Below are 19811 nucleotides of genomic sequence, written 5' to 3' on the forward strand. Positions count from 1 at the left end.
GGTCCCCGCCGCCGAGGCCATCACCTGCCCTTCGGACTGGCGGGTTTCGACGGCATGAGCGGGATCAGCTCATCGACCGGAAGGACTACGACTACTTGTTGACGCCGAGCATCACGTAGTCGTAGCGACCGCTGTAGGCCGCGGACGAGTACACGTTGGTCAGGCGGGTGCTGCGCCACGAGATGTTCTTCTCGTAGATGAACGGCATCCAGTAGGCCTGGTCCAGGATCTCGTGGTCCAGGTCGGTGTAGAGCTGCTTCGCCTTCGCCAGGTCGGTGGTGCCGATGGCGTCGTCGAAGAGCTTGTCGACCTTCTTGTCCTTGATCTGCGACTCGTTGTAGTTACCGGTCGGGAAGATGAAGCGGCTGTCGAACAGCGGCTGCGCGTAACCCTGGCCGGAGTTGAAGTCGGGGCCCCAGCCGCTCATCGTCATGCCGTAGCCACGGGACTTGACGACCTTCGGCGAGCCGGTGATCGAGGACGACTGGGCGCCGTCGATCGAGTCGATGGTCAGCTTGATGCCGACCTTGCCGAGCGAGGCCTGGAGCGCCTCGGCGGCGTCGACCTCACCCGGGTTGTTGCTGCGGGCGGAGATCTTGGTGGAGAAGCCGCTCGGCTTGCCGCACTGCTTCAGCGCGTCCTTGGCCTTGGCGACGTCCGGCTTGCCCTTGCGGGCGAGGATGCCGTACGGGTCGTAGTCGCTGTAGCCCGGGATGGACTTGGGGAAGGTGGAGTTGGCGATCTCGCCACCGGCCACCTTGCCGCCGCGCGACTGCTGGATGCTGGCGAAGTCGGTGCCGTAGAAGACGGCCTTGCGGCACTCGACGTTGTCCAGCGGCTTGGTGGCGGTGACCAGGGCCACGTAGCGCACGAAGGACGTCTGGATGTTGTCGACGTTGGCGCGGTGGTCCTGGACCGCCGAGACGCGGCCGGACTGGGTCATGCCGGTGCCGTTGACGTCGACGTCGTAGTCGCCGGACATCAGGCGCTTGTCGTTCTCCTCCAGGTTCGAGGAGATGGTGACCGTGATCTTGTTCGGCAGGGCCGGGCGGAGCGGGTCGGACGACTTCTTCCAGGCCGTGTTGCGCACCAGCGTCAGGCTCTTGCCCGCGTTGTAGCTCTGGATCTTGTACGGGCCCGACGACACCGGCTTCTGGGTGTACTTCGCGGCGGTGTCCTTGGCCTGCGGCACCGGGGCGCCGGTCGGCATGGCGAGCATCTGCTCGAAGTCGCCGTTGGCCTTGGGCAGGTGGAAGACGATGGTCTGGTCGTCGGGCGTCTCGATCGCCTTCAGGCCCAGCTTGTCCTTCGACTTGTCCTTGTACGGGCCCTTGTACGCGCCCTTGGGGTCGAGGGTGGAGCGCAGGTAGCCGGGGCCGCCGGTGATGACGTCGGTGGCCCAGATGCGCTCGATGCCGTACTTGACGTCCTTGGAGGTCAGCTTGGAGCCGTCCTCCCAGGTCAGGCCGTCACGCAGCTTGTACGTGTAGGTCTTGCCGTCGTCCGAGACGGTGGCGGGCGCGGTGGCGAGGTCGCCGACCAGCTTGTTGGAGCCGTTGCCCGGCTTGGTGTCGTAGGTGACCAGGGTGCGGGTGTAGTACCGCATGAAGTCCCAGGTCATGCCGTAGTACGTGCGCTGCGGGTCCAGGGAGTCGAAGTCCTGCTTGCCGACGAACTTCAGCGTCCCGCCCTTCTTGGCGGACGTGTTGACGACCTTGTTCAGCGCGGCGTTGAAGCCGGGCGCCTTGGCGCCGTCCTTGCTGTCGCCGTCGCCGCCACCGCACGCCGTAGTGGCCGCCAGCGCCCCGACGACGAGGGCCGCGCACGCGGCGAGCCGTCGCTTGGGAATACCTGTGGGCATTTTCTCGTATCCTCCGAGATCGCGGTCCGGGCAAGTCGCCGGGGAACCAGTGGGGTGCGCCGCCTGACGGTGCGACAGGGGCCTTGGGAAAGAAGGCTGTTGAGGACCTAGCGGGTGCCCTTGGGGTCGAGCGCGTCGCGCAGCCCGTCCCCGAAGAGGTTGAACGCGAGGACGGTGACGAAGATCGTGACACCGGGGAAGACCATGAACATCGGGTCGTGCTCGTACGTCGCGAGCGCGTCGCGGAGCATCCCGCCCCAGGAGGCGGTCGGCGGTCGCACACCCGCGCCGAGGAAGCTGAGGGCGGCCTCGGTGAGGATGTTGGTGGGGATCATCAGCGTCATGTAGACGACGATCGGGGCCACCAGGTTGGGCAGCAGCTCGCGCAGCAGGATGTGCCGGCTGCCGCCGCCGAGCGAGCGGGCCGCCTCCACGTACTCCCGCTCGCGCAGCGAGAGGGTCTGGCCCCGGACGATGCGGCCGACGTAGGGCCAGCCGAAGAAGCCGATGACCAGGACGAGGATGGCGACGCGGACGCCGGTTCCGGTCAGACCGAGGAGGTCGTCGGGGAGCACGGAGACCAGCGAGATGATGAAGAGCAGCTGCGGGAAGGCGAGCAGCACGTCCATGACGCGGCTGATGACCGAGTCGACCCAGCCGCCGAAGTAGCCCGCGACGACGCCGAAGACCGTGCCGAGCACGACGGCGACGATCGCCGCGAGGAACGCGACGAGCAGCGAGATCCGGGCGCCGTAGACGATCCGGCTGAAGACGTCGCGGCCCTTGTTGGGCTCGACGCCGAACAGGTAGTCGCCGCTGACGCCGCCCAGTGAACCGGTGGGCAGGTTCGTCAGCGGGTCGAGCTTGTCCTGGTGGAAGTCGTTGGGCGGGTGGCCCAGCAGACCGACGATGAGCGGGGCGAAGACCGCGACCAGGATCAGGACGACGACAACGATGCCACCGGCCAGGGCCACCTTGTCCCGCTTGAGGCGGTTCCAGGCGATCTGCTTCAGCGACCGCCCTTCGACCTTGCCGCCTGACTGGCTCGCGGCAGCGTCGACCGACGCGGTCGGCTCCGCCTCCGCGGTCGTGTCGTGCAATGGTGCCGTCATCGTGGCAGGGACCCCTCTCAACCGGCGGTGACCGGCCCACACTTGCCGCTGGTGGCGGCGTGATTCAGTCCGTCGTTCTCGGGGGGCTCGTACACAAGGCCGAACCCCTTGGAGCGGGAGTCTTCAACCTGCGTGCGATCTGTTGCCAGACTTGACGGGGAAAGGATGCCTAAACGTGATGCTGTCTGGGAGGTTCCGTTATCCGGACGGCGGTCAACGACGGTCGGACAGTGGGCAGTTGGGGCGGAAGGGGCGACAGGTCGGACATTGGGCCCAGGAGGGTGCTTCTCTCCCCCAACCCGTCTCTTCCCGAAATGACCGCTGCACACGCGGAGTTGAGGATGATCTGAGGTTCGCGCGGCGCCCCGGGCCCGACCGGCCGGATCAGCCGCACCCGCCGGAACAGCGGGAACAGCCGGAGCAGCCGGAGCAGCCGGATCAGTAGGACGCGCCGTACGGCGGCGGGTAGCCGTATCCGCCGCCTGCCTGCGCGACGGGGGCCGCGTGGGCCTCGCGGTCGTAGAACGGCCGGGCGTTCGCCCGCAGCCACATCGCCACCGGGTCGTACCCGTCGGACATGGCGACGGTGGACACCGGCAGGCCGTCCGGCACCGCCGTGATGGACTGCTGCATCATCGCGCGTACGGAGTCCACGGACGCGGGCGACGTGTCGTACACATCGAGGCCGATGGCGAGATACGGCGCGCCGAGCGCGGGCTGCACCCAGGCGCGGCGCAGGGCGCGCACGGCGGTCGTGCGGTGCGCGTTCTGCGCGAGGACCGCGTAGAACTGCGGCAGCTCGATGGTCGGCTCGGACAGCCGCAGCGGGCCGGCCGGCTGCCGGTCGAGGCCGCCCGCGATCCGGCGCAGATCGAGCCAGGGGATACCGACGCCGCCGCCCGGCGCGTGCGGGTTGAGCCAGAGGCCGTAGTGGTCGGGGTAGAGGGTGCGGGCCGCGTCGACGCCGCCGACCACCTCGTAGGCCCGGGACCAGCCGGAGGCGGAGAGCTCCTGCGCGGAGGTGACACAGGGGGCGTAGCCGAAGCCGTCGACCTCCATGTTCCCGTACTGGGCGTCGGGGGAGCCGGCCTGGCCGTGCCAGAGCAGCATCCAGACCTGGCCCGCCGCGGGGTCGGCGAGTGCCTTCAGCAGCGCCTCGTACGCGTCGTAGCGCCCGGGGGTCACCTGGCGCAGCATGTGCTCGACCTGTCCGGCCGCGGCCGTGCCCGACGCGCTCACCCGTAACCGCCCCTTCGTGGACCTCTGCCGGTCCGTGATTCGCCGATCCGCCCGATCGACCCGACCGGGAGGCGCGACACCGCCCGGTCAGGTCATGAAACCAGCTTAAGCGGCGTTACTGACACCGACTTGACGGACGGTGTCACACCTCTCGTGCATAGAACGGGCGAACCTGGACGCGCAGCCAGTCGGCGACCGGGTCCCGGGTGACGTCGAGGAAGACGAGATTCACCGGCCAGGCCACCGGGGCCCGGCCCAGCGCGCGGCCGAGCGCGTCCAGCGGGACGTCCCGCGCCGGGCCCTCCCACGCGGTCAGCTCCACGCCGATGAACAGCGAGGGGGCGCCGTCCTCGACGACGGCCAGGCAGCGGCGGGCCGTGCGCACGGCGCCGGTCGCGTCGAACTCCTCGCGCACCGCCGTCAGGAAGTCGACCGGGTCGTCCTGCCAGTCCGGCTCGGACAGCACCACGCGGCCGCCGCTCGACGGTCCGTCCAGCGGGGTGCGCCCGCCGCGGGCCAGCTCGGCGACGGCCGGGGGCGGGAGCGGCACGCCGATCGTCCCGTCCGGGTTCACGGCGAGCCCGACCTGTGGCGGCAGGCCACGCGCGAACTCCACGGCCGGGGCCACCGTGCAGTCCATCCGGCCGCCGGTGACCCGCATGAACTCGTGCTCCGAGCTGAAGACCGGGACGTAGGCCTGGCCCTCGATCTCGAAGGAGGGCAGGTCGAGGTCGCGGCTGGCGGGGCCGCCGCCCCGGGGCAGCGGGATCCACAGGTGGCTGCGGCCGAGCACCTCGACGATGCGGCCGCCGCCCTCGGGGCGGCCGAGCGCCGCCGAGAGGACTTCCTCCAGCTCGTTCGCGGGCCAGCCGTGCTGCGGCTGGGGGTGGCCGTGCGCGCCGCCCTCGTACCGCGCGTCGCGCTCGTGCCCCTGCTCCGGGATGCCCGGCGTGTCCATAGCTGCGTTCACCCTCTGTTCCGCCCCTGCCGTGTCGTCCGGGCCGACGATAACCCGTTCGGCGGTACCGCCGGGGGCCTCGGCCGCGGGCTCAGCGCTCCAGGAACGTGATGCCGCCGAGGGCGTCGGACGCCGCGCGGTCGAGGAGGACCGCCGACTCGACGCCGGCCGGGAGGTCTCCGGCCGCCGTCGACGTGACGAGGGCGGTCACCGCCCTGCGGTGCCGGGCGAAGGCGTAGCGGGAGACCCCGCGGCCGCGGTCGCGCTGGCCCTCGAGCGCCAGGTCCGCCGGCACGTCGAGCAGGATCAGGTGGACGGCCGCGCCGCGCCGCCCGGCCGTCCGCGTCACCCAGCGGCGCACCCAGGCCTGGGTGCCGCAGTCGTGCACGACGACGCTGGCGCCGGAGCGCATGGCGCGGCGCAGGCCCGCGTAGTGCGCGAGGCGGACCAGCGGCCGGTACAGGGCGTACGGCACCCAGCGCGGCACCCGGGCCGCCCAGCGGTCCCGGGCGTCCTGGGAGTCGATCCGCACCACCGTGACCACGCGCCGCATCAGCGTGGACTTCCCGCTGCCCGGCAGCCCCGACAGCACGACCAGGTCCCCCGCCGCGAACCCGATCCGGCGCGGGGTGCGGCCGCCGCGCCCGCGCAGGTCCCGCACCGAGCGCTGGCGGGGAACGCGCACCCCCGCCACCGCCCCCGCCGTGGTCGCGTACGCCCCCGCCCACTCCTTGTGCACCGTGATCGTCCTCCCCGCTCCGGTCACGCCACTTCCTGCCCGCCAAGTGTAAAGAGTAGGTAATGCCCTCCGGTCTGTTTCCCCGTTCCCCCGGCATGCAATGATGTGCGCGCCAACTGCATACAGGCCGCTTGAATCCGCGCGGGAGAGTTCCGGGCACACGCTGTCCGGGCGCCGAAGGAGCAAGTCCCTCCCTTGAATCTCTCAGGCCCCGAACCGCGCGGGCGAGGCACATCTGAAAAGCGGGCCGCCCGTCTCGTACGGCGGCCCCACCCAAGGTGCAAGCCCCTCGGGGCGAACCTCTCAGGTTCCGATGACAGATGGGGAGGACACTTCGCCATCGCCGTCATGCCCTGGAGCAGCAATGAGCCCTACGCCTTCCCGCCTGACCGCACTTGACGCCCTGCACCGCTCGCTCGGCGCCACGATGACCGACTTCGCGGGCTGGGACATGCCCCTGCGCTACGGCAGCGAGCGCGACGAGCACACCGCCGTGCGCACGCGCGCCGGGCTCTTCGACCTCTCCCACATGGGCGAGATCACCGTCACCGGCCCGCAGGCCGTGGACCTGCTCAACCACGCGCTCGTCGGCAACATCGGCTCCGTCGGCGCCGGCCGCGCCCGCTACACGATGATCTGCCGTGCGGACGGCGGCATCCTCGACGACCTGATCGTCTACCGCCTCGGCGACACCACCTACCTGGTCGTGGCGAACGCGGGCAACGCGCAGACCGTCCTCGACGCGCTGACCGAGCGCGCCGCCGGCTTCGACGCCGAGGTCCGCGACGACCGGGACGCCTACGCGCTGCTCGCGGTGCAGGGCCCGCACTCCCCCGCCATCGTGAAGTCCGTCACGGACGCCGACCTGGACGGCCTCAAGTACTACGCCGGTCTGCCCGGCACCGTCGCGGGCGTCGAGGCGCTCATCGCGCGCACCGGCTACACCGGCGAGGACGGCTTCGAGCTGTTCGTCGCCCCCGCCGACGCGGAGAAGCTGTGGCAGGCGCTGACCGCGGCCGGCGCGGAGTACGGGCTGGTCCCCTGCGGCCTGTCCTGCCGGGACACGCTGCGCCTGGAGGCGGGCATGCCGCTGTACGGGCACGAGCTGACCACGGAGCTGACCCCCTTCGACGCCGGTCTCGGCCGCGTCGTGAAGTTCGACAAGACGTCCCACGGCGACGACTTCGTCGGGCACGACGCGCTGGTCGCCGCCGCCGAGCGGGCCGAGACCTCCCCGCCGCGCAGGCTGGTCGGGCTGATCGCCGAGGGCCGCCGCGTCCCGCGCGCCGGCATGCCCGTGGTCCGCGACGGACAGGTGATCGGCGAGGTCACCTCCGGCGCCCCGTCGCCGACGCTCGGCAGGCCGATCGCCATGGCGTACGTGGACGCCGCGCACGCCGGCCCCGGCACGCCGGGCGTGGGGGTCGACGTCCGCGGCACCCACGAGCCCTACGAGGTCGTGGCCCTGCCGTTCTACAAGCGCCAGAAGTGACACCCGTACCCCCGGCGCCGTCCCCCTCCGTCACCAGCACCTTCCCGCGTACAGGAGAATTCGCATCATGAGCAACCCCCAGCACCTGCGTTACAGCAAGGAGCACGAGTGGCTGTCGGCCGTCGAGGACGGCGTGGCGACGGTCGGCATCACCGAGCACGCGGCCAACGCCCTCGGTGACATCGTGTTCGTCCAGCTTCCCGAGGTCGGCGGCACCATCACGGCGGGCGAGACCTGCGGTGAGCTGGAGTCCACCAAGTCGGTCTCCGACCTGTACTCCCCCGTGACCGGTGAGGTCGTCGAGGCCAACCAGGACGTCGTCGACGACCCGGCGCTCGTGAACTCGGAGCCCTTCGAGGGCGGCTGGCTGTTCAAGGTCCGTATCGCGGAGGAGCCGAAGGACCTGCTCTCCGCCGACGAGTACACCGAGTTCTCCGGGAGCTGACACCCTCATGTCCGACACCTCTGACAAGTCCGCGCTCAACGAGTCGCTGCACGCCCTCGACCCCGAGGTCGCCGAGGCCGTCGACGCCGAGCTCAAGCGGCAGCAGTCGACCCTGGAAATGATCGCGTCGGAGAACTTCGCCCCCGTCGCCGTCATGGAGGCGCAGGGCTCGGTCCTCACCAACAAGTACGCGGAGGGCTACCCCGGCCGCCGCTACTACGGCGGCTGCGAGCACGTCGACGTCACCGAGCAGATCGCGATCGACCGCGTCAAGGCGCTGTTCGGCGCCGAGTACGCCAACGTGCAGCCGCACTCGGGCGCCTCCGCGAACCAGGCCGCACTGTTCGCCATCGCCCAGCCCGGCGACACGATCCTCGGCCTGGACCTGGCGCACGGCGGCCACCTCACCCACGGCATGCGCCTGAACTTCTCCGGCAAGCAGTTCGACGTGGTCGCCTACCACGTGGACGACGCCGGCCTGGTCGACATGGCCGAGGTCGAGCGCCTCGCCAAGGAGCACCGCCCGAAGGTCATCATCGCGGGCTGGTCGGCGTACCCGCGCCAGCTGGACTTCGCCGAGTTCCGGCGCATCGCCGACGAGGTCGAGGCGTACCTGTGGGTCGACATGGCGCACTTCGCCGGCCTGGTCGCCGCGGGGCTGCACCCGAACCCGGTGCCCTACGCCGACGTCGTCACCTCCACGACGCACAAGACGCTCGGCGGCCCGCGCGGCGGCATCATCCTCGCCCGCAACAAGGACTTCGCGAAGAAGCTGAACTCGGCGGTCTTCCCGGGCTTCCAGGGCGGCCCCCTGGAGCACGTGATCGCGGCCAAGGCCGTCTCCTTCAAGGTCGCGGCGAGCGAGGGCTTCAAGGAGCGCCAGCAGCGCACGATCGAGGGCGCCCGGATCCTCGCCGAGCGGCTGACCTCGCAGGACGCCCGCGCCCACGGCGTGAACGTGGCCTCCGGCGGCACGGACGTGCACCTGGTCCTCGTCGACCTGCGCGACTCCGAGCTGGACGGGCGGCAGGCCGAGGACCGGCTGCACGAGGTCGGCATCACGGTCAACCGCAACGCGGTCCCGAACGACCCGCGCCCGCCGATGGTCACCTCCGGCCTGCGCATCGGCACGCCGGCGCTGGCCACCCGCGGCTTCGACGCCGACGACTTCCGCGAGGTCGCCGACGTGATCGCCGAGACCCTCAAGCCGTCCTACGACGCCGAGGCGCTGAAGGCCCGGGTGACCGCACTCGCGGAGAAGCACCCCCTGTACCCCGGCCTGTAGTCGTTCCGTACGCTTTGTGGCGTACGGATTTTCGGGGCACCCCGCACACTGGACAGTGCGTGGGGTGCCCCGTGTCACGTCACCGCACGTCCCGCTTGTCCGGCAGACAACGGCGTCTACCACCATCATTGGAGTCCTACCGTGGCCATCTCGGTCTTCGACCTGTTCTCGATCGGCATCGGCCCGTCCAGCTCCCACACGGTCGGCCCGATGCGCGCGGCCCGCATGTTCGCGCGCCGCCTCAAGAACGAGGGGCTGCTGGCCCACGCCGCCTCCATACGCGCCGAGCTGTACGGCTCGCTGGGCGCGACCGGCCACGGCCACGGCACCCCGAAGGCGGTGCTGCTCGGCCTGGAGGGCGAGTCCCCGCGCACCGTCGACGTGGAACACGCCGACCAGCGCGTCGAGGAGATCAGGGCGTCCGGCCGGCTCCAGGTCCTCGGCGCGCACGAGATCGCCTTCGCCTACGACGACGACCTGGTCCTGCACCGCCGCAAGGCGCTGCCGTACCACGCGAACGGCATGAGCCTGTGGGCGTACGACGCCGACGGCAAGGAGCTGCTCACCAGGACGTACTACTCGGTGGGCGGCGGTTTCGTGGTGGACGAGTCCGTGCTGCCCCAGGAGGGCGCCGGGGGCGAGAACCCGATCGTCCCGGACGACACGGTCCTGAAGTACCCCTTCCGCACCGGCGACGAGCTGCTGCGCCTGACCCGCGAGACCGGCCTGTCGATCCCGGCGCTGATGCTGGAGAACGAGAAGGCGTGGCGCACCGAGGACGAGATCCGCGCGGGCCTGCTGGAGCTCTGGCGGGTCATGCAGGCCTGCGTGTCGCGCGGCATGGCCCGCGAGGGCATCCTGCCGGGCGGCCTGAAGGTCCGCCGCCGGGCCGCGGGATCGGCCCGCAAGCTGCGCGCCGAGGGCGATCCGCTGGCCCACTCCATGGAGTGGATCACCCTTTACGCGATGGCGGTGAACGAGGAGAACGCGGCGGGCGGCCGGGTCGTCACGGCCCCCACGAACGGCGCGGCGGGCATCATCCCGGCCGTCCTGCACTACTACATGAACTTCGTGCCCGGGGCCGACGAGGAGGGCGTGGTCCGCTTCCTGCTCTCCGCGGGCGCCATCGGCATGCTCTTCAAGGAGAACGCCTCGATCTCCGGCGCCGAGGTCGGCTGCCAGGGCGAGGTCGGCTCGGCCTGCTCGATGGCGGCGGGTGCGCTCGCCGAGGTGCTGGGCGGCTCCCCGGAGCAGGTGGAGAACGCGGCGGAGATCGGCATGGAGCACAACCTGGGCCTGACCTGCGACCCGGTCGGCGGCCTGGTCCAGATCCCGTGCATCGAGCGCAACGGCATGGCGGCCGTGAAGGCGGTCACCGCGGCCAAGATGGCGATGCGCGGCGACGGCTCGCACAAGGTGTCCCTGGACAAGGTCATCAAGACCATGCGGGACACCGGTGCGGACATGTCGGTCAAGTACAAGGAGACGGCGAGGGGCGGGCTCGCCGTCAACATCATCGAGTGCTGAGGGGCGTGCGCGGGACGCCGGTCACAGGGTGGCCGTCGTCCCCTCGCCGGAGGCGCTGCCCTGGAGCCACTGGTCCCAGCTCAGGTTGAAGGACGCGTAGCCGTTGTCGGCCGGGGCCTTGGCCCGCGGGGAACCGGTGATCGTCACCGGATCGCCCTGCTTGACCTGCTGGTAGAACCACTTGGCGTCGGAGATCGACAGGTGGACGCAGCCGTGCGAGCCGCGGGCGCTGCCGCTGCCCGGGTTCGGGTCGCCGGTCGAGTAGTGCACGTAGGTGCCGGACTGGGTCAGGTGGACGTCCCAGGGCAGGGTCAGGTCGTAGTAGTCGGCGCTGCCCTTGTCGCAGCTGATGCCGACGCTGCACGAGGTCATGTGGACCTTCTCCTGCTTGTCGATGACGGCCATGGTGCCGTTCCAGGTCGGGTACTGGGCGCTGCCCGCGTTGATCGACAGGGTGCGCAGCGTCGACCCGTTCCTGCTCACCTTCATGGTGTGGCCGCTGACGGAGACGTCGGCGCGCACGTCGTCGCCGACCTTGAAGGTGTGGGTGTAGCTGTGGGTGCCGTACCGCCCGTTTCCGTTGCCGACGTCCTTCATGTCGGCGACGACCTTCACCTTCGTGCCCGACGGCCAGTAGTCCTTGGGGCGCCAGTCGGCGCGCTTGTCGCCGAACCAGTGCCAGGCGCCCTCCACCGGCTTCGAGGCGCTGACCTTCATGTGCTTCTCGACCGAGGCGCGGGCCTTCGCCGCGACCGGGTTGGTGAACACCACCGAGACCGGCATCGCCACACCGACCGTGGCGCCGGACTGCGGCATGATCGTCTCCAGCAGCATCGGCGGCCCCTTGGGCTTCGCCGGGGACGGGGACGCGCTGGCGCTCGGCTTCCCCGACGCCTTCCCGTCGGCCCCGTCCGTCTTGTCCCCGCCGCTCCCGCCACAGGCACTGGTGCCCACGAGCACCGCGACCGTCGTCAGTGCGATCCCTATTCCGCCGCCCTTGCGCCGTCCCACGACCTGCCCCACTCTCCTCGATCCGTGCCCTCCCGCATGCGGGGCCCGGCCTTGTGTGAGACCCCGGTTCGGGTGGGCTCAGTTGCGTACGACCACGTAAAGCGTGTTCCAAGATTCCGCGTGGTCACACAGCAGGAGCCTTCCCCGTAAAGCGGCCCGCAGGCGGGTTCGGATCGGGGAGCATGCGGGGACCATGACAGTTCGACCCACGTCGCCCCACCGACCGGGAGGCCCCGCATGCTGCACGGCATCGACGTCAGTTCGTACCAGTCCACGTTCGACACGGACGGCCAGTCGTTCGTCTTCATCAAGGCCACGGAGGGCCGCAGCTACGTCAACCCGCGCCTGGCCCACCAGACGAAGCTGGCCCGCGACGGCGCGTGCGTGGTCGGCTTCTACCACTTCCTGTGGCCGGGCAACATCGCCGCCCAGGCCGCCTACTTCCTGAGCAAGGCCCCCGAGAAGGCGGGCGACCTGCTGGCGGTCGACTGGGAGACGACGGGCGACGGCACCCGCGCGAGCAACGCGGACAAGGACCGCTTCATCCGCGAGGTGAAGCGGCTGCGCCCGGACCACCGGGTCATGCTCTACTGCAACCGCGACTTCTGGCTGAACCACGACACGACGTCGTACGCGGGGGACGGTCTGTGGATCGCGGACTACGTGACGGCGGGCAAGCCCCGCATCAAGGCGAAGTGGACCGTCCACCAGTACACGTCGAGCCCGCACGACAAGGACGTGGCCGCCTTCGCGAGCAAGGCTGCGCTGCGCGAGTGGGCCACGCCCTGAAGCCGCTCCGGCGTGCTCAGGCGCGCCACTCCGCGGTGCGCTCCGGGGTCGCCGTCGCCAGGGCCTTGCGGACGGCGGGAGCGTCCGCGGCGAGGCCGTAGACCGGGGTGCCGGGCTGCTGGCGCCACGACTCGTCCTGGCCGCCCGCGTCGACGGCGTCGAAGCCGATCTCGTCCAGGAGGGCGGTGACCGTCCGCTTGGCCTCCGTGTCGTCGCCGGCGATGGGCAGGGCGACGCGGTCCGGGTCGCCCGCGGGGCGGGCCTTGTCGACGATGTCGGCCGCGTAGGTGCCGTTGAAGGCCTTCACGACCGCGTGGCCGAGCTGGCGCTCGGTCCAGCGGCTCTCGGTCAGGCCCTCGTCCTCGATCCCGGCGATCTTCCCGTCGCGCTGCTGCGGGTAGTAGTTGCCGGTGTCGATGACGGCGACGTCGGGCGCCGCCGTCTCCAGGAGGCCCGCGGGCAGGTCGGGGACCGCCTTCAGGGGGATGGTGACCACGACGACCCGGGCGTCGCGCACCGCGTCCTCGGGCGTCGCGGGGGTGGCGCCGGTCTCCTCGGCGAGGCCGGTGAGAGTGTGCGGGCCGCGGGAGTTCGCGACGTGCACGTCGTGGCCCGCGGCGGTGAGCCGCCGGGTCAGGTTGCCGCCGATGTTGCCCGCGCCGATGATGCCGATCTTCATGTCTCGCCCTTCCGGAGATTCATGCATGTGCATCCAGTGCGAACCCGGCGGGCGGGGCGGCTATTCCGCACCGGCCCGGTCCTGCGCGCGGCGGACCGGGCCGCGCTGCCGGGTGAGCCGGTCGTCCCGGGTCCCGGCGGGCGCGGCCGCGCGCTCAGCCCTTGTTCAGGTTGGCCCAGAACTCGTCGAAGGACAGCACCTTGTCGCCGTCGGTGTCCTGCCGGGCGATGAGGACCTCGGCCACCGACTCGGTGACGTTGAAGTCGCCCATCTGCGCCATCGCGCTCTTGTACTCGGCCGCCGTGATGAAGCCGTCGCCGTCCGCGTCGAACCGGTCGAACGCCTTGCGTGCTTCCTCGATGTCCGCCACCGGGACCACCCCTCGTTTGCATCATGCTCGTGTTGCCGTACTGACGGAGGTCAGATTAACCGGCCGGGTGGGCGCGCAGTGCAGCCAGTACCCAGGCGAACTCCGGACGGTGCGCGGGCTGCGCGGGCGCGCCCTTCAGCACGGTGAGCAGTTCGCGGTAGCGGGCGACCCTGTCGTCGGCCGTGGCGAGCAGCCGGTCCAGGACGGCGGCGCGGTCGGCGTCCGGGCCGAGCAGCTCGCGCAGGACGGCGTCGGCCTCGGGTGCGGCCGGGTCGGTGCCCGCGCGGACGGCGTCGCCCGCGAGGGTGACGAGCTTCTTCAGGAACCACATCGACCGGCCCGCCTGCTCGTCGGGGCCGCGGTCGGCGGCGTTGTACTCGGCGGCCCGGCGCATCCGGGCCCGGAACGCGGGGTCCTGGAGCAGTTCGGCCAGTTCCACCCAGGCGTCGACCTGTTCGGGGGTGGGGTCGTCGGGCAGTCCGGCGCTCATGCCGCGCATCCGCTCCCGGACGGCCGGGTCGACGGTGTCCAGGCCGTGCAGCATGTCCTCGGCGAACTCGTCCATGATCCGCTTGCGTTCGGCGGTGGACTGCCGTGCCAGTCTGTTCATCAGGGCCATCTCCTCGGTGCTCGACCTGCGTTGGGCGACCGTCGACAGGACCGCGCGGTTGAGCCGCAGCACCCGGATCTGCGCGTCGAGGGCCACCACGTGGGCGGCGGCCACCGAGGCGATGTCCCGCTCCCCGGCCAGGACGGTGCGTACGTCGTCCAGGCCGAGGCCCAGCTCGCGCAGGGTGCGGATCAGCTCCAGCCGGGCCACGGACCCGGTGTCGTAGAGCCGGTAGCCGCCGTCGCTGCGGGCGACGGGGTGCAGCACACCCTCGTCGGACCAGTAGCGGATGGTGCGCACCGTGAGGCCGGTGCGGCGGGCCAGCTGTCCGATGGTGAGCAACCGGGGTCGTTCGTCGGTCATGCGAGGGAGTCTGGCCCTTCCAGCGGGTGGAGACTCAAGCGGGCGCGGCCGGGTCCGTCACGGGTCCGTCACGGGTCCGTCAGCGGAAGATGCCGGTGTGCCCGAGCGAGTAGCGGCCCGGCTGCGGGTAGACCGCGAGGCCGTGCGGGCCGTCGCCGACCGGGACACGGGCCACCTGGACGCCGGTGCGGGTGTCGATGGCGTAGACCTCGGAGTCGTAGCGGCCGGACAGCCAGAGGGTGTTGCCGTCCGCCGAGACGCCGCCCATGTCGGGGCTGCCGCCCTGCGGGAGCCGCCACTTCTTGGTCAGCCGGTGCTGCGGGAAGTCGAAGACGGAGACGGTGCCCTCGCCGCGGTTGGAGATGTACATCTCCCGGGAGTCGCGGCTGACGTACAGGCCGTGGGTGCCCTTGCCGGTGGGCAGCAGCTCGGGGGTGGTGAAGGCGTCGCCGTCGAGCACCCACATGCCGTTGGCCATCATGTCGGCGATGTAGAACCGCTTGCCGTCCGGGGAGATCTTGACGTCCTGCGGCATCGCCCCGTCGAAGGGCAGCTTCTGGTGGGCGACCACCTTCATCCGGGCGGTGTCGACCTTCAGCAGTTCGCCGCTGAACTCGCAGCTCACGATGAAGTAGCGGCCGTCGAGGGAGAAGTCGGCGTGGTTGACGCCGTAGCAGGAGACGGGTTCGGTGTGCTGGATCCTCATGGTGTGCGGGTCGCGGAAGACCAGTTCGCGGTCGAGCGAGGCCATGACGACGGCGTGCTTGCCGTCGGGGGTGAAGTAGAGGTTGTACGGGTCGTGGACGTCGACCGGGGCGCCCGCCCTCCCGGTGCGCGGGTCGATGGGGGTGAGGGTGTTGCCCTTGTCGTTGTTGACCCAGAGCGTCTTCAGGTCCCAGGAGGGGACGACGTGCTGGGGCTGCCGGCCGACCTTGATCGTCTCGGTGACCCGGAACGTCTTGGGGTCGATGACGGTGACGGTGTCGGACTCGGTGTTGGGCACGTAGACGCGGGAGGGGAAGTCCTTGACCACGGGCGAGAGCCTGCCGGGGCGGTCGGCGGCGTACACGTCCTCGGTGTCGAGGACGGGCGGCATGCCGGGCAGCCCGTACACCGCCTGGCGCTGCGGTGCGGCCGGTCGGGCGGGCTTGATCGCGTCGCGGGAGGTGTGGCCGGCCGGCGACCCGCTGCCGCAGCCGGTCAGCGCGGCGAGGACCAGGGCCCCGGTCAGCAGGAGGCCGGTGCGGCGGGTGGGGTTCACGAGAGCAGCTCCGTACAGGTCACCGCGGTCAGGCCGCGCCGGTCGAGGTGGTCGAGGAGGGAGGGCAGGGCCCTGACCGTGTCCGCGTAGCCGAAGTGGAGGCTGACGATGGAGCCGGGCCGCACGGCCGGGACGACGTTCTGGACGACGGCGTCCGCCCCCGGCGAGGTGTAGTCGAGCGAGTCGACGTCGTACGACAGGACGTGCGGGTATCCCGCGCCGTGGGCGAGGCGGGCGACGAGCGGGGTCGCGGTCCTGGTGCGCGAGGGGCGGAACCAGCTGCCGATGGAGCCGGTCAGCCGGCGGATGCGGTCCGCGCAGCCGGTGATCTCGGCGCGGGCCTCGGCCTCGGGCAGGTCGCTGATGCCGATGTGGCGCATGGTGTGGTTGCCGAGGTCGTGGCCGCCGTCGATGATGCGCCGGGCCAGCTCGGGGTGGGCGTCGAGCCAGGTGCCGACGGCGAGGACGGTGATGCGGGCGTGGGCCCGCTCCGCCCGGCTCAGGATCGCGCGGGCGATGTCCGGGTCCCCCTGCCCGTGGAAGGTGAGGGCGACCCGGTCGCCGGAGCGCGGGCCGTGGGAGATCTGCCCGGGCTGTCCGGGGAAGCGGCGCGGGCCGGGTGCGGCGCGGGTGGTGAGGCCGGTGCGGTCCGGCTTCGGGGCGGGGGCGGTGGTGGTGGCGGCCTGCTCGGCCGGGGCGGCGCAGCCGGCGGCGAGAGCGGCGGTGAGTCCGGCTCCCGCGCGCAGGGCCGAGCGGCGTCGGATCGGTTCTGCCTGAGTCACCCGCCTTATTTAAGGGCGATCCAGGGCGAAAGCCTCCTACCGACCCGGGGGCCTTAACGATTACTGAACACGGTCTGCACATTTCCTTTATTTACGAGGCTGATGACCCTTGTCACCAATGATTCATTTGGCCCTTCCTGGTCGCATCTGCCATGATCGGTGCTACGACCTCCATTGACCCGGGCCGGTCGTCCACAGCCGCCGCGGAACCCACCCCCCATGTCCGCGGCGCACCACACGAAAGCCCCCGCGGCGCCGTACCACGGCGAGAACGGGGGCTTTCGTGCGTTCCGGGAGGGGGGAGCCCGGAAGCGGGGACGGGTCAGCGGTCGGCGACGCGCATCTCGAACCAGGTGGTCTTGCCGCGCGGCAGCAGGTCCACGCCCCAGCGGTCGGAGATCTTGTCGACGAGGAAGAGGCCGCGCCCGGAGAGGTCGAGAGGGTGGACCGGCATGAGGCAGGGCAGGCCGCGGGACGGGTCGCGGACCTCGATGCGGATCCAGCCGCGCCGGCGCAGCATGCGCAGACCGAAGTGGCGGGCGCCGGTGTGCCGTACCGCGTTGCCGACGAGTTCGGAGACGAGCAGCACCGCGTCCTCGGTCATCTTCGGGGACAGGCCCCAGTGCCGGAGGATGACGACCTGCGCGATCCGCCGCGCGGTCGCCGCCGATTCCGGGCGCGACGGCAGTGGCACCTCCGCCTCGGTGGGATTTCCGAACAACTCCAGCGCCCGCAGCCCGTGCTCGTCCTCCACCGCCGGAGACCAGCGCGCGGCGGTCGCCCCGCCGTGCCGCCGTGGTTGTTCGACACCCTCAAGCCCCGCCATGCCCACCATGATGGCCGCACCGCGGGGGTCTTGGGACCGTTCCGGCTGAATAAGCCCCCCGGAACGCCTCATTCCGGGGGGCTCGTCCGGCATATGCCGGAGGCAGATAGAGAACCCTTACAGCCGGTCCGACCTGCACCGATCCACCGCGCGGAGACGGCTGTTGATCGTCACCGGGGCGTATTGCTTAAGGTTCTCTTAAGGCGGGGATAATGCGCTCCAACGAGGTACCCGAGCAATTCGACGGGCCCGCAAGGGAGTTGACGCACCGTCCGCGCGGTCGTCAGCCGAAGGTGGCCTTGCCCGGGCCGTCCTCGACGAAGCTGCGCATTCCGGCCTCCCGGTCGGCGGTGGCGAACAGGCCCGCGAACCAGTTCCGTTCGAGGGCGAGGCCGGTGTCGAGGTCGGTCTCCAGGCCCGCGTCCACGGACTCCTTCGCGGCGCGAAGCGCGATCGCCGGACCCTGCGCCAGCTTCGCGGCCCAGGCGTGGGCGGCGGCGAACACCTCTTCCGCCGGGACGACCCGGTCGACAAGACCGATCCGCAGCGCCTCGTCGGCCCGCACGTGACGGCCGGTGAAGATCAGGTCCTTGGCGCGGGACGGGCCGACCAGACGGGCCAGGCGCTGGGTGCCGCCCGCGCCCGGGATCAGACCGAGCAGGATCTCCGGCTGGCCCAGCTTGGCGTTCTCGCCCGCGATCCGGTAGTCGGCGCACAGGGCCAGCTCGCAGCCGCCGCCCAGGGCGTAACCGGTGATCGCGGCGACCACCGGCTTGGGGATGCGGGCCACGGCGGTGAACGAGTCCTGGAGGGCGCGGGACCGGGCGACCATCGCCGCGTGGTCCATCGCCCGCATCTCCTTGATGTCGGCGCCGGCCGCGAACACCTTCTCGCTGCCGCGCACGACCACGGCCCGGATGTCGTCGCGGGCCGTGACCTCCCCGGCGAGTTCCTTGATCCGGTCCTGGGTGGCGATGTCCAGGGCGTTCATCGGGGGGCGGTCCAGGGTGAGGGTGGCCACGCGGTCGGCGACTTCCAGATTCACGGTCATGCCCGCACAGTACCCACCGGCCCCGCCGCCGGAGCACCCTCCACCGGGGCCGGTCGCACCGGTGCCCGCGCCCCCGGCGGGGGGCGCGGGCACCGGCCCGCTCCCGCTACTTCTTCCAGTCGGCCCAGGACATGTTCCAGCCGTTCAGGCCGTTGTCCGGGGAGACCGTGCGGTCCTTGGAGTGCTTCACGACCACGACGTCGCCGATGATCGACCGGTTGAAGAACCAGGCGGCCGCGACCTTGCCGTCGTACCCGCCGCGCACGTCGCGCAGCCCGATGCACCCGTGGCTGGCGTTGTAGTTGCCGAAGGCGTCGCCGCCCCAGTAGTTGCCGTGGATGAAGGTGCCGGACGTGGTCAGGCGCTGGGCGTGCGGGACGTCCTTGATGTCGTACTCGCCGCCGTAGCCGACCGTCTCGCCGTTCATGCGGGTCACCTGGAGACGCTCGCTGATGACCATCTGGCCGTTCCAGGTCTCGTAACCGGCCTTGCCGGTGGTCACCGGGATCCGCTTGATGGTCCGGCCGTCGCGCTTGACGGTCATCGTCTTCGTCTTGACGTCGACGGTGGAGACCTGGCTGCGTCCGACGGTGAACCTCACCGTGCGGACCTGCTTGCCGTAGACGTCGTCGCGGCCCTCGACCCCGTCGAGGTCGAGCTTGACGGTGACCTTCGTGCCGGCCGCCCAGTACTTCTCGGGGCGGAAGTCCAGCCGGTCGTTGCCGAACCAGTGGCCCTGGACGTCTACGGCGGGCTCCGTCCTGATGGAGATGGCCTTCTCCACGTCCTCGGGATGCGTGATGCCCCGCGTGAAGCGGATCGAGAACGGCATGCCCACGCCGACCTTCGAGCCGTCCTCCGGGGAGAAGGTGCCGATGAAGGTGTTCTTCGGGGTGAGCGTGGTGAAGCTGGTGTCCTTGGCCGATTCGCGGCCGTCCGCGTCCTTGGCCACCGCGTGCACCTTGTACGTGGTGGAGGAGGCCAGGTGGTGGTCGGGGGTCCAGGAGGTCCCCGCCCCGGTGATCTTCCCGTCGACCTTGTTGCCCTTGCTGTCCGCGACCTCGACCGCGCTCAGTCTCCCCCGGGCGGACGTGACCTTGAGCGCCCCGCTGGTCGCCACGTCGTCCGCGCCGTCCTTGGGCGCCACGGTCACCACGGCGGCCGACTCCCTGGTGTCCGCCCCCGCCCTGTCGGATGTCCCCTTGTCGTCGCTCCCCGCGTCCGAACCCCCGCCGCCACCGCAAGCGGTGACCAGCAGCAGTGCCGCGCCCAGCAGAGCCGCCGATATCGGCCGTCGCCCGTTCAAGATGTCTCTCCCCTCAACAGGCCCGGGTCCAGGGCCTGCACCCCGGCGCGTCCGCGCGCGCACTGCGAAAGATAACCACACGACCTGGGAGAACGGAGCCCCGGA

19 protein-coding genes and 1 riboswitch are annotated in these 19811 nt (G+C 71.0%); of the genes, 5 read left to right on the forward strand and 14 right to left on the reverse strand.

Annotated elements, in window-relative coordinates; translation table 11 throughout:
- Positions 1–91: 91 nt before the first annotated feature.
- The 5 genes from ACIP5K_RS34005 to ACIP5K_RS34025 all read right to left on the reverse strand — a co-directional run bounded on the left by ACIP5K_RS34005 (position 92) and on the right by ACIP5K_RS34025 (position 5936).
- A complete protein-coding gene (locus ACIP5K_RS34005; RefSeq protein ID WP_401415970.1) occupies positions 92–1861 on the reverse strand; it encodes an ABC transporter substrate-binding protein in 1770 nt (589 codons plus the stop codon).
- A 107-nt stretch (positions 1862–1968) separates the two neighbouring features.
- On the reverse strand, positions 1969–2973 hold the full coding sequence (locus tag ACIP5K_RS34010; RefSeq protein WP_401415972.1) for an ABC transporter permease: 1005 nt from the start codon (positions 2971–2973) through the stop codon (positions 1969–1971).
- Between the two features lie 438 nt (positions 2974–3411).
- Positions 3412–4212 carry an enhanced serine sensitivity protein SseB C-terminal domain-containing protein gene (locus ACIP5K_RS34015; protein ID WP_401415975.1) on the reverse strand — a complete coding sequence of 267 codons (801 nt, stop codon included), beginning with the start codon at positions 4210–4212 and terminating at the stop codon, positions 3412–3414.
- A 142-nt stretch (positions 4213–4354) separates the two neighbouring features.
- Positions 4355–5170, reverse strand: a complete 816-nt coding sequence (locus ACIP5K_RS34020; RefSeq protein ID WP_401415977.1) for an enhanced serine sensitivity protein SseB — start codon at positions 5168–5170, stop codon at positions 4355–4357.
- 91 nt (positions 5171–5261) lie between these two features.
- Positions 5262–5936, reverse strand: a complete 675-nt coding sequence (locus tag ACIP5K_RS34025) for an AAA family ATPase (protein WP_401415980.1) — start codon at positions 5934–5936, stop codon at positions 5262–5264.
- 105 nt (positions 5937–6041) lie between these two features.
- Positions 6042–6138: riboswitch (glycine riboswitch) on the forward strand.
- Positions 6139–6273: 135 nt separating this feature from the next.
- On the opposite strand from ACIP5K_RS34025, the gene gcvT reads away from it, so the two are divergent.
- The 4 genes from gcvT (at position 6274) to ACIP5K_RS34045 (ending at position 10658) form a co-directional block, all read left to right on the forward strand.
- Positions 6274–7401 carry a glycine cleavage system aminomethyltransferase GcvT gene (gene gcvT, locus ACIP5K_RS34030; protein WP_401415983.1) on the forward strand — a complete coding sequence of 376 codons (1128 nt, stop codon included), beginning with the start codon at positions 6274–6276 and terminating at the stop codon, positions 7399–7401.
- Between the two features lie 67 nt (positions 7402–7468).
- The gene (gene gcvH, locus ACIP5K_RS34035) at positions 7469–7846 is read left to right on the forward strand and encodes a glycine cleavage system protein GcvH (protein WP_401415985.1); all 378 of its coding nucleotides are present in this window, start codon (positions 7469–7471) and stop codon (positions 7844–7846) included.
- 7 nt (positions 7847–7853) lie between these two features.
- Entirely contained in the window at positions 7854–9131 is a 1278-nt protein-coding gene (gene glyA, locus ACIP5K_RS34040; protein WP_401415986.1) for a serine hydroxymethyltransferase, read from the forward strand.
- A gap of 141 nt (positions 9132–9272) precedes the next feature.
- Positions 9273–10658 carry an L-serine ammonia-lyase gene (locus ACIP5K_RS34045; RefSeq protein WP_401415988.1) on the forward strand — a complete coding sequence of 462 codons (1386 nt, stop codon included), beginning with the start codon at positions 9273–9275 and terminating at the stop codon, positions 10656–10658.
- Positions 10659–10679: 21 nt separating this feature from the next.
- Here ACIP5K_RS34045 and ACIP5K_RS34050 read toward each other — a convergent pair whose 3' ends face one another.
- Complete coding sequence (locus tag ACIP5K_RS34050; RefSeq protein WP_401415990.1) at positions 10680–11669, reverse strand: Ig-like domain-containing protein; 990 nt, start codon at positions 11667–11669, stop codon at positions 10680–10682.
- Between the two features lie 237 nt (positions 11670–11906).
- Here ACIP5K_RS34050 and ACIP5K_RS34055 point away from each other — a divergent pair, with 237 nt between their 5' ends.
- Positions 11907–12458, forward strand: a complete 552-nt coding sequence (locus ACIP5K_RS34055; protein WP_401415992.1) for a glycoside hydrolase family 25 protein — start codon at positions 11907–11909, stop codon at positions 12456–12458.
- Between the two features lie 16 nt (positions 12459–12474).
- On the opposite strand, the gene ACIP5K_RS34060 is transcribed toward ACIP5K_RS34055, so the two are convergent.
- The 8 genes from ACIP5K_RS34060 to ACIP5K_RS34095 all read right to left on the reverse strand — a co-directional run bounded on the left by ACIP5K_RS34060 (position 12475) and on the right by ACIP5K_RS34095 (position 19706).
- A complete protein-coding gene (locus ACIP5K_RS34060; RefSeq protein ID WP_401415994.1) occupies positions 12475–13164 on the reverse strand; it encodes an NADPH-dependent F420 reductase in 690 nt (229 codons plus the stop codon).
- A gap of 127 nt (positions 13165–13291) precedes the next feature.
- Complete coding sequence (locus ACIP5K_RS34065) at positions 13292–13507, reverse strand: EF-hand domain-containing protein (protein WP_401415996.1); 216 nt, start codon at positions 13505–13507, stop codon at positions 13292–13294.
- A gap of 55 nt (positions 13508–13562) precedes the next feature.
- Positions 13563–14480 (reverse strand): MerR family transcriptional regulator, encoded by a 918-nt coding sequence (locus ACIP5K_RS34070; RefSeq protein ID WP_401415998.1) that lies wholly within the window; start codon positions 14478–14480, stop codon positions 13563–13565.
- Positions 14481–14559: 79 nt separating this feature from the next.
- Complete coding sequence (locus ACIP5K_RS34075) at positions 14560–15741, reverse strand: PQQ-binding-like beta-propeller repeat protein (RefSeq protein WP_401416001.1); 1182 nt, start codon at positions 15739–15741, stop codon at positions 14560–14562.
- Positions 15738–16532, reverse strand: a complete 795-nt coding sequence (locus ACIP5K_RS34080) for a polysaccharide deacetylase family protein (protein ID WP_401416064.1) — start codon at positions 16530–16532, stop codon at positions 15738–15740. The genes ACIP5K_RS34075 and ACIP5K_RS34080 overlap by 4 nt, the downstream gene beginning before the upstream one ends.
- Before the next feature lie 313 nt (positions 16533–16845).
- A complete protein-coding gene (locus tag ACIP5K_RS34085) occupies positions 16846–17349 on the reverse strand; it encodes an ATP-binding protein (protein ID WP_401416004.1) in 504 nt (167 codons plus the stop codon).
- Between the two features lie 283 nt (positions 17350–17632).
- A complete protein-coding gene (locus tag ACIP5K_RS34090) occupies positions 17633–18400 on the reverse strand; it encodes an enoyl-CoA hydratase/isomerase family protein (protein ID WP_401416006.1) in 768 nt (255 codons plus the stop codon).
- 106 nt (positions 18401–18506) lie between these two features.
- Positions 18507–19706, reverse strand: a complete 1200-nt coding sequence (locus tag ACIP5K_RS34095; protein ID WP_401416008.1) for an Ig-like domain-containing protein — start codon at positions 19704–19706, stop codon at positions 18507–18509.
- Between the last annotated feature and the right edge of the window lie 105 nt (positions 19707–19811).

This window comes from Streptomyces sp. NPDC088785, from assembly GCF_044750685.1.
GTDB lineage: Bacteria > Actinomycetota > Actinomycetes > Streptomycetales > Streptomycetaceae > Streptomyces.

Coding starts and splice junctions, on each gene's coding strand:
- ACIP5K_RS34010 (WP_401415972.1), bottom strand. CDS start 2,973: ATGACGGCACCATTGCACGACACGACCGCGGAGGCGGAGCCGACCGCG.
- ACIP5K_RS34020 (WP_401415977.1), bottom strand. CDS start 5,170: ATGGACACGCCGGGCATCCCGGAGCAGGGGCACGAGCGCGACGCGCGG.
- ACIP5K_RS34070 (WP_401415998.1), bottom strand. CDS start 14,480: ATGACCGACGAACGACCCCGGTTGCTCACCATCGGACAGCTGGCCCGC.
- gcvH (WP_401415985.1), top strand. CDS start 7,469: ATGAGCAACCCCCAGCACCTGCGTTACAGCAAGGAGCACGAGTGGCTG.
- ACIP5K_RS34090 (WP_401416006.1), bottom strand. CDS start 18,400: ATGACCGTGAATCTGGAAGTCGCCGACCGCGTGGCCACCCTCACCCTG.
- glyA (WP_401415986.1), top strand. CDS start 7,854: ATGTCCGACACCTCTGACAAGTCCGCGCTCAACGAGTCGCTGCACGCC.
- ACIP5K_RS34060 (WP_401415994.1), bottom strand. CDS start 13,164: ATGCATGAATCTCCGGAAGGGCGAGACATGAAGATCGGCATCATCGGC.
- ACIP5K_RS34055 (WP_401415992.1), top strand. CDS start 11,907: ATGCTGCACGGCATCGACGTCAGTTCGTACCAGTCCACGTTCGACACG.
- ACIP5K_RS34085 (WP_401416004.1), bottom strand. CDS start 17,349: ATGGCGGGGCTTGAGGGTGTCGAACAACCACGGCGGCACGGCGGGGCG.
- ACIP5K_RS34005 (WP_401415970.1), bottom strand. CDS start 1,861: ATGCCCACAGGTATTCCCAAGCGACGGCTCGCCGCGTGCGCGGCCCTC.
- gcvT (WP_401415983.1), top strand. CDS start 6,274: ATGAGCCCTACGCCTTCCCGCCTGACCGCACTTGACGCCCTGCACCGC.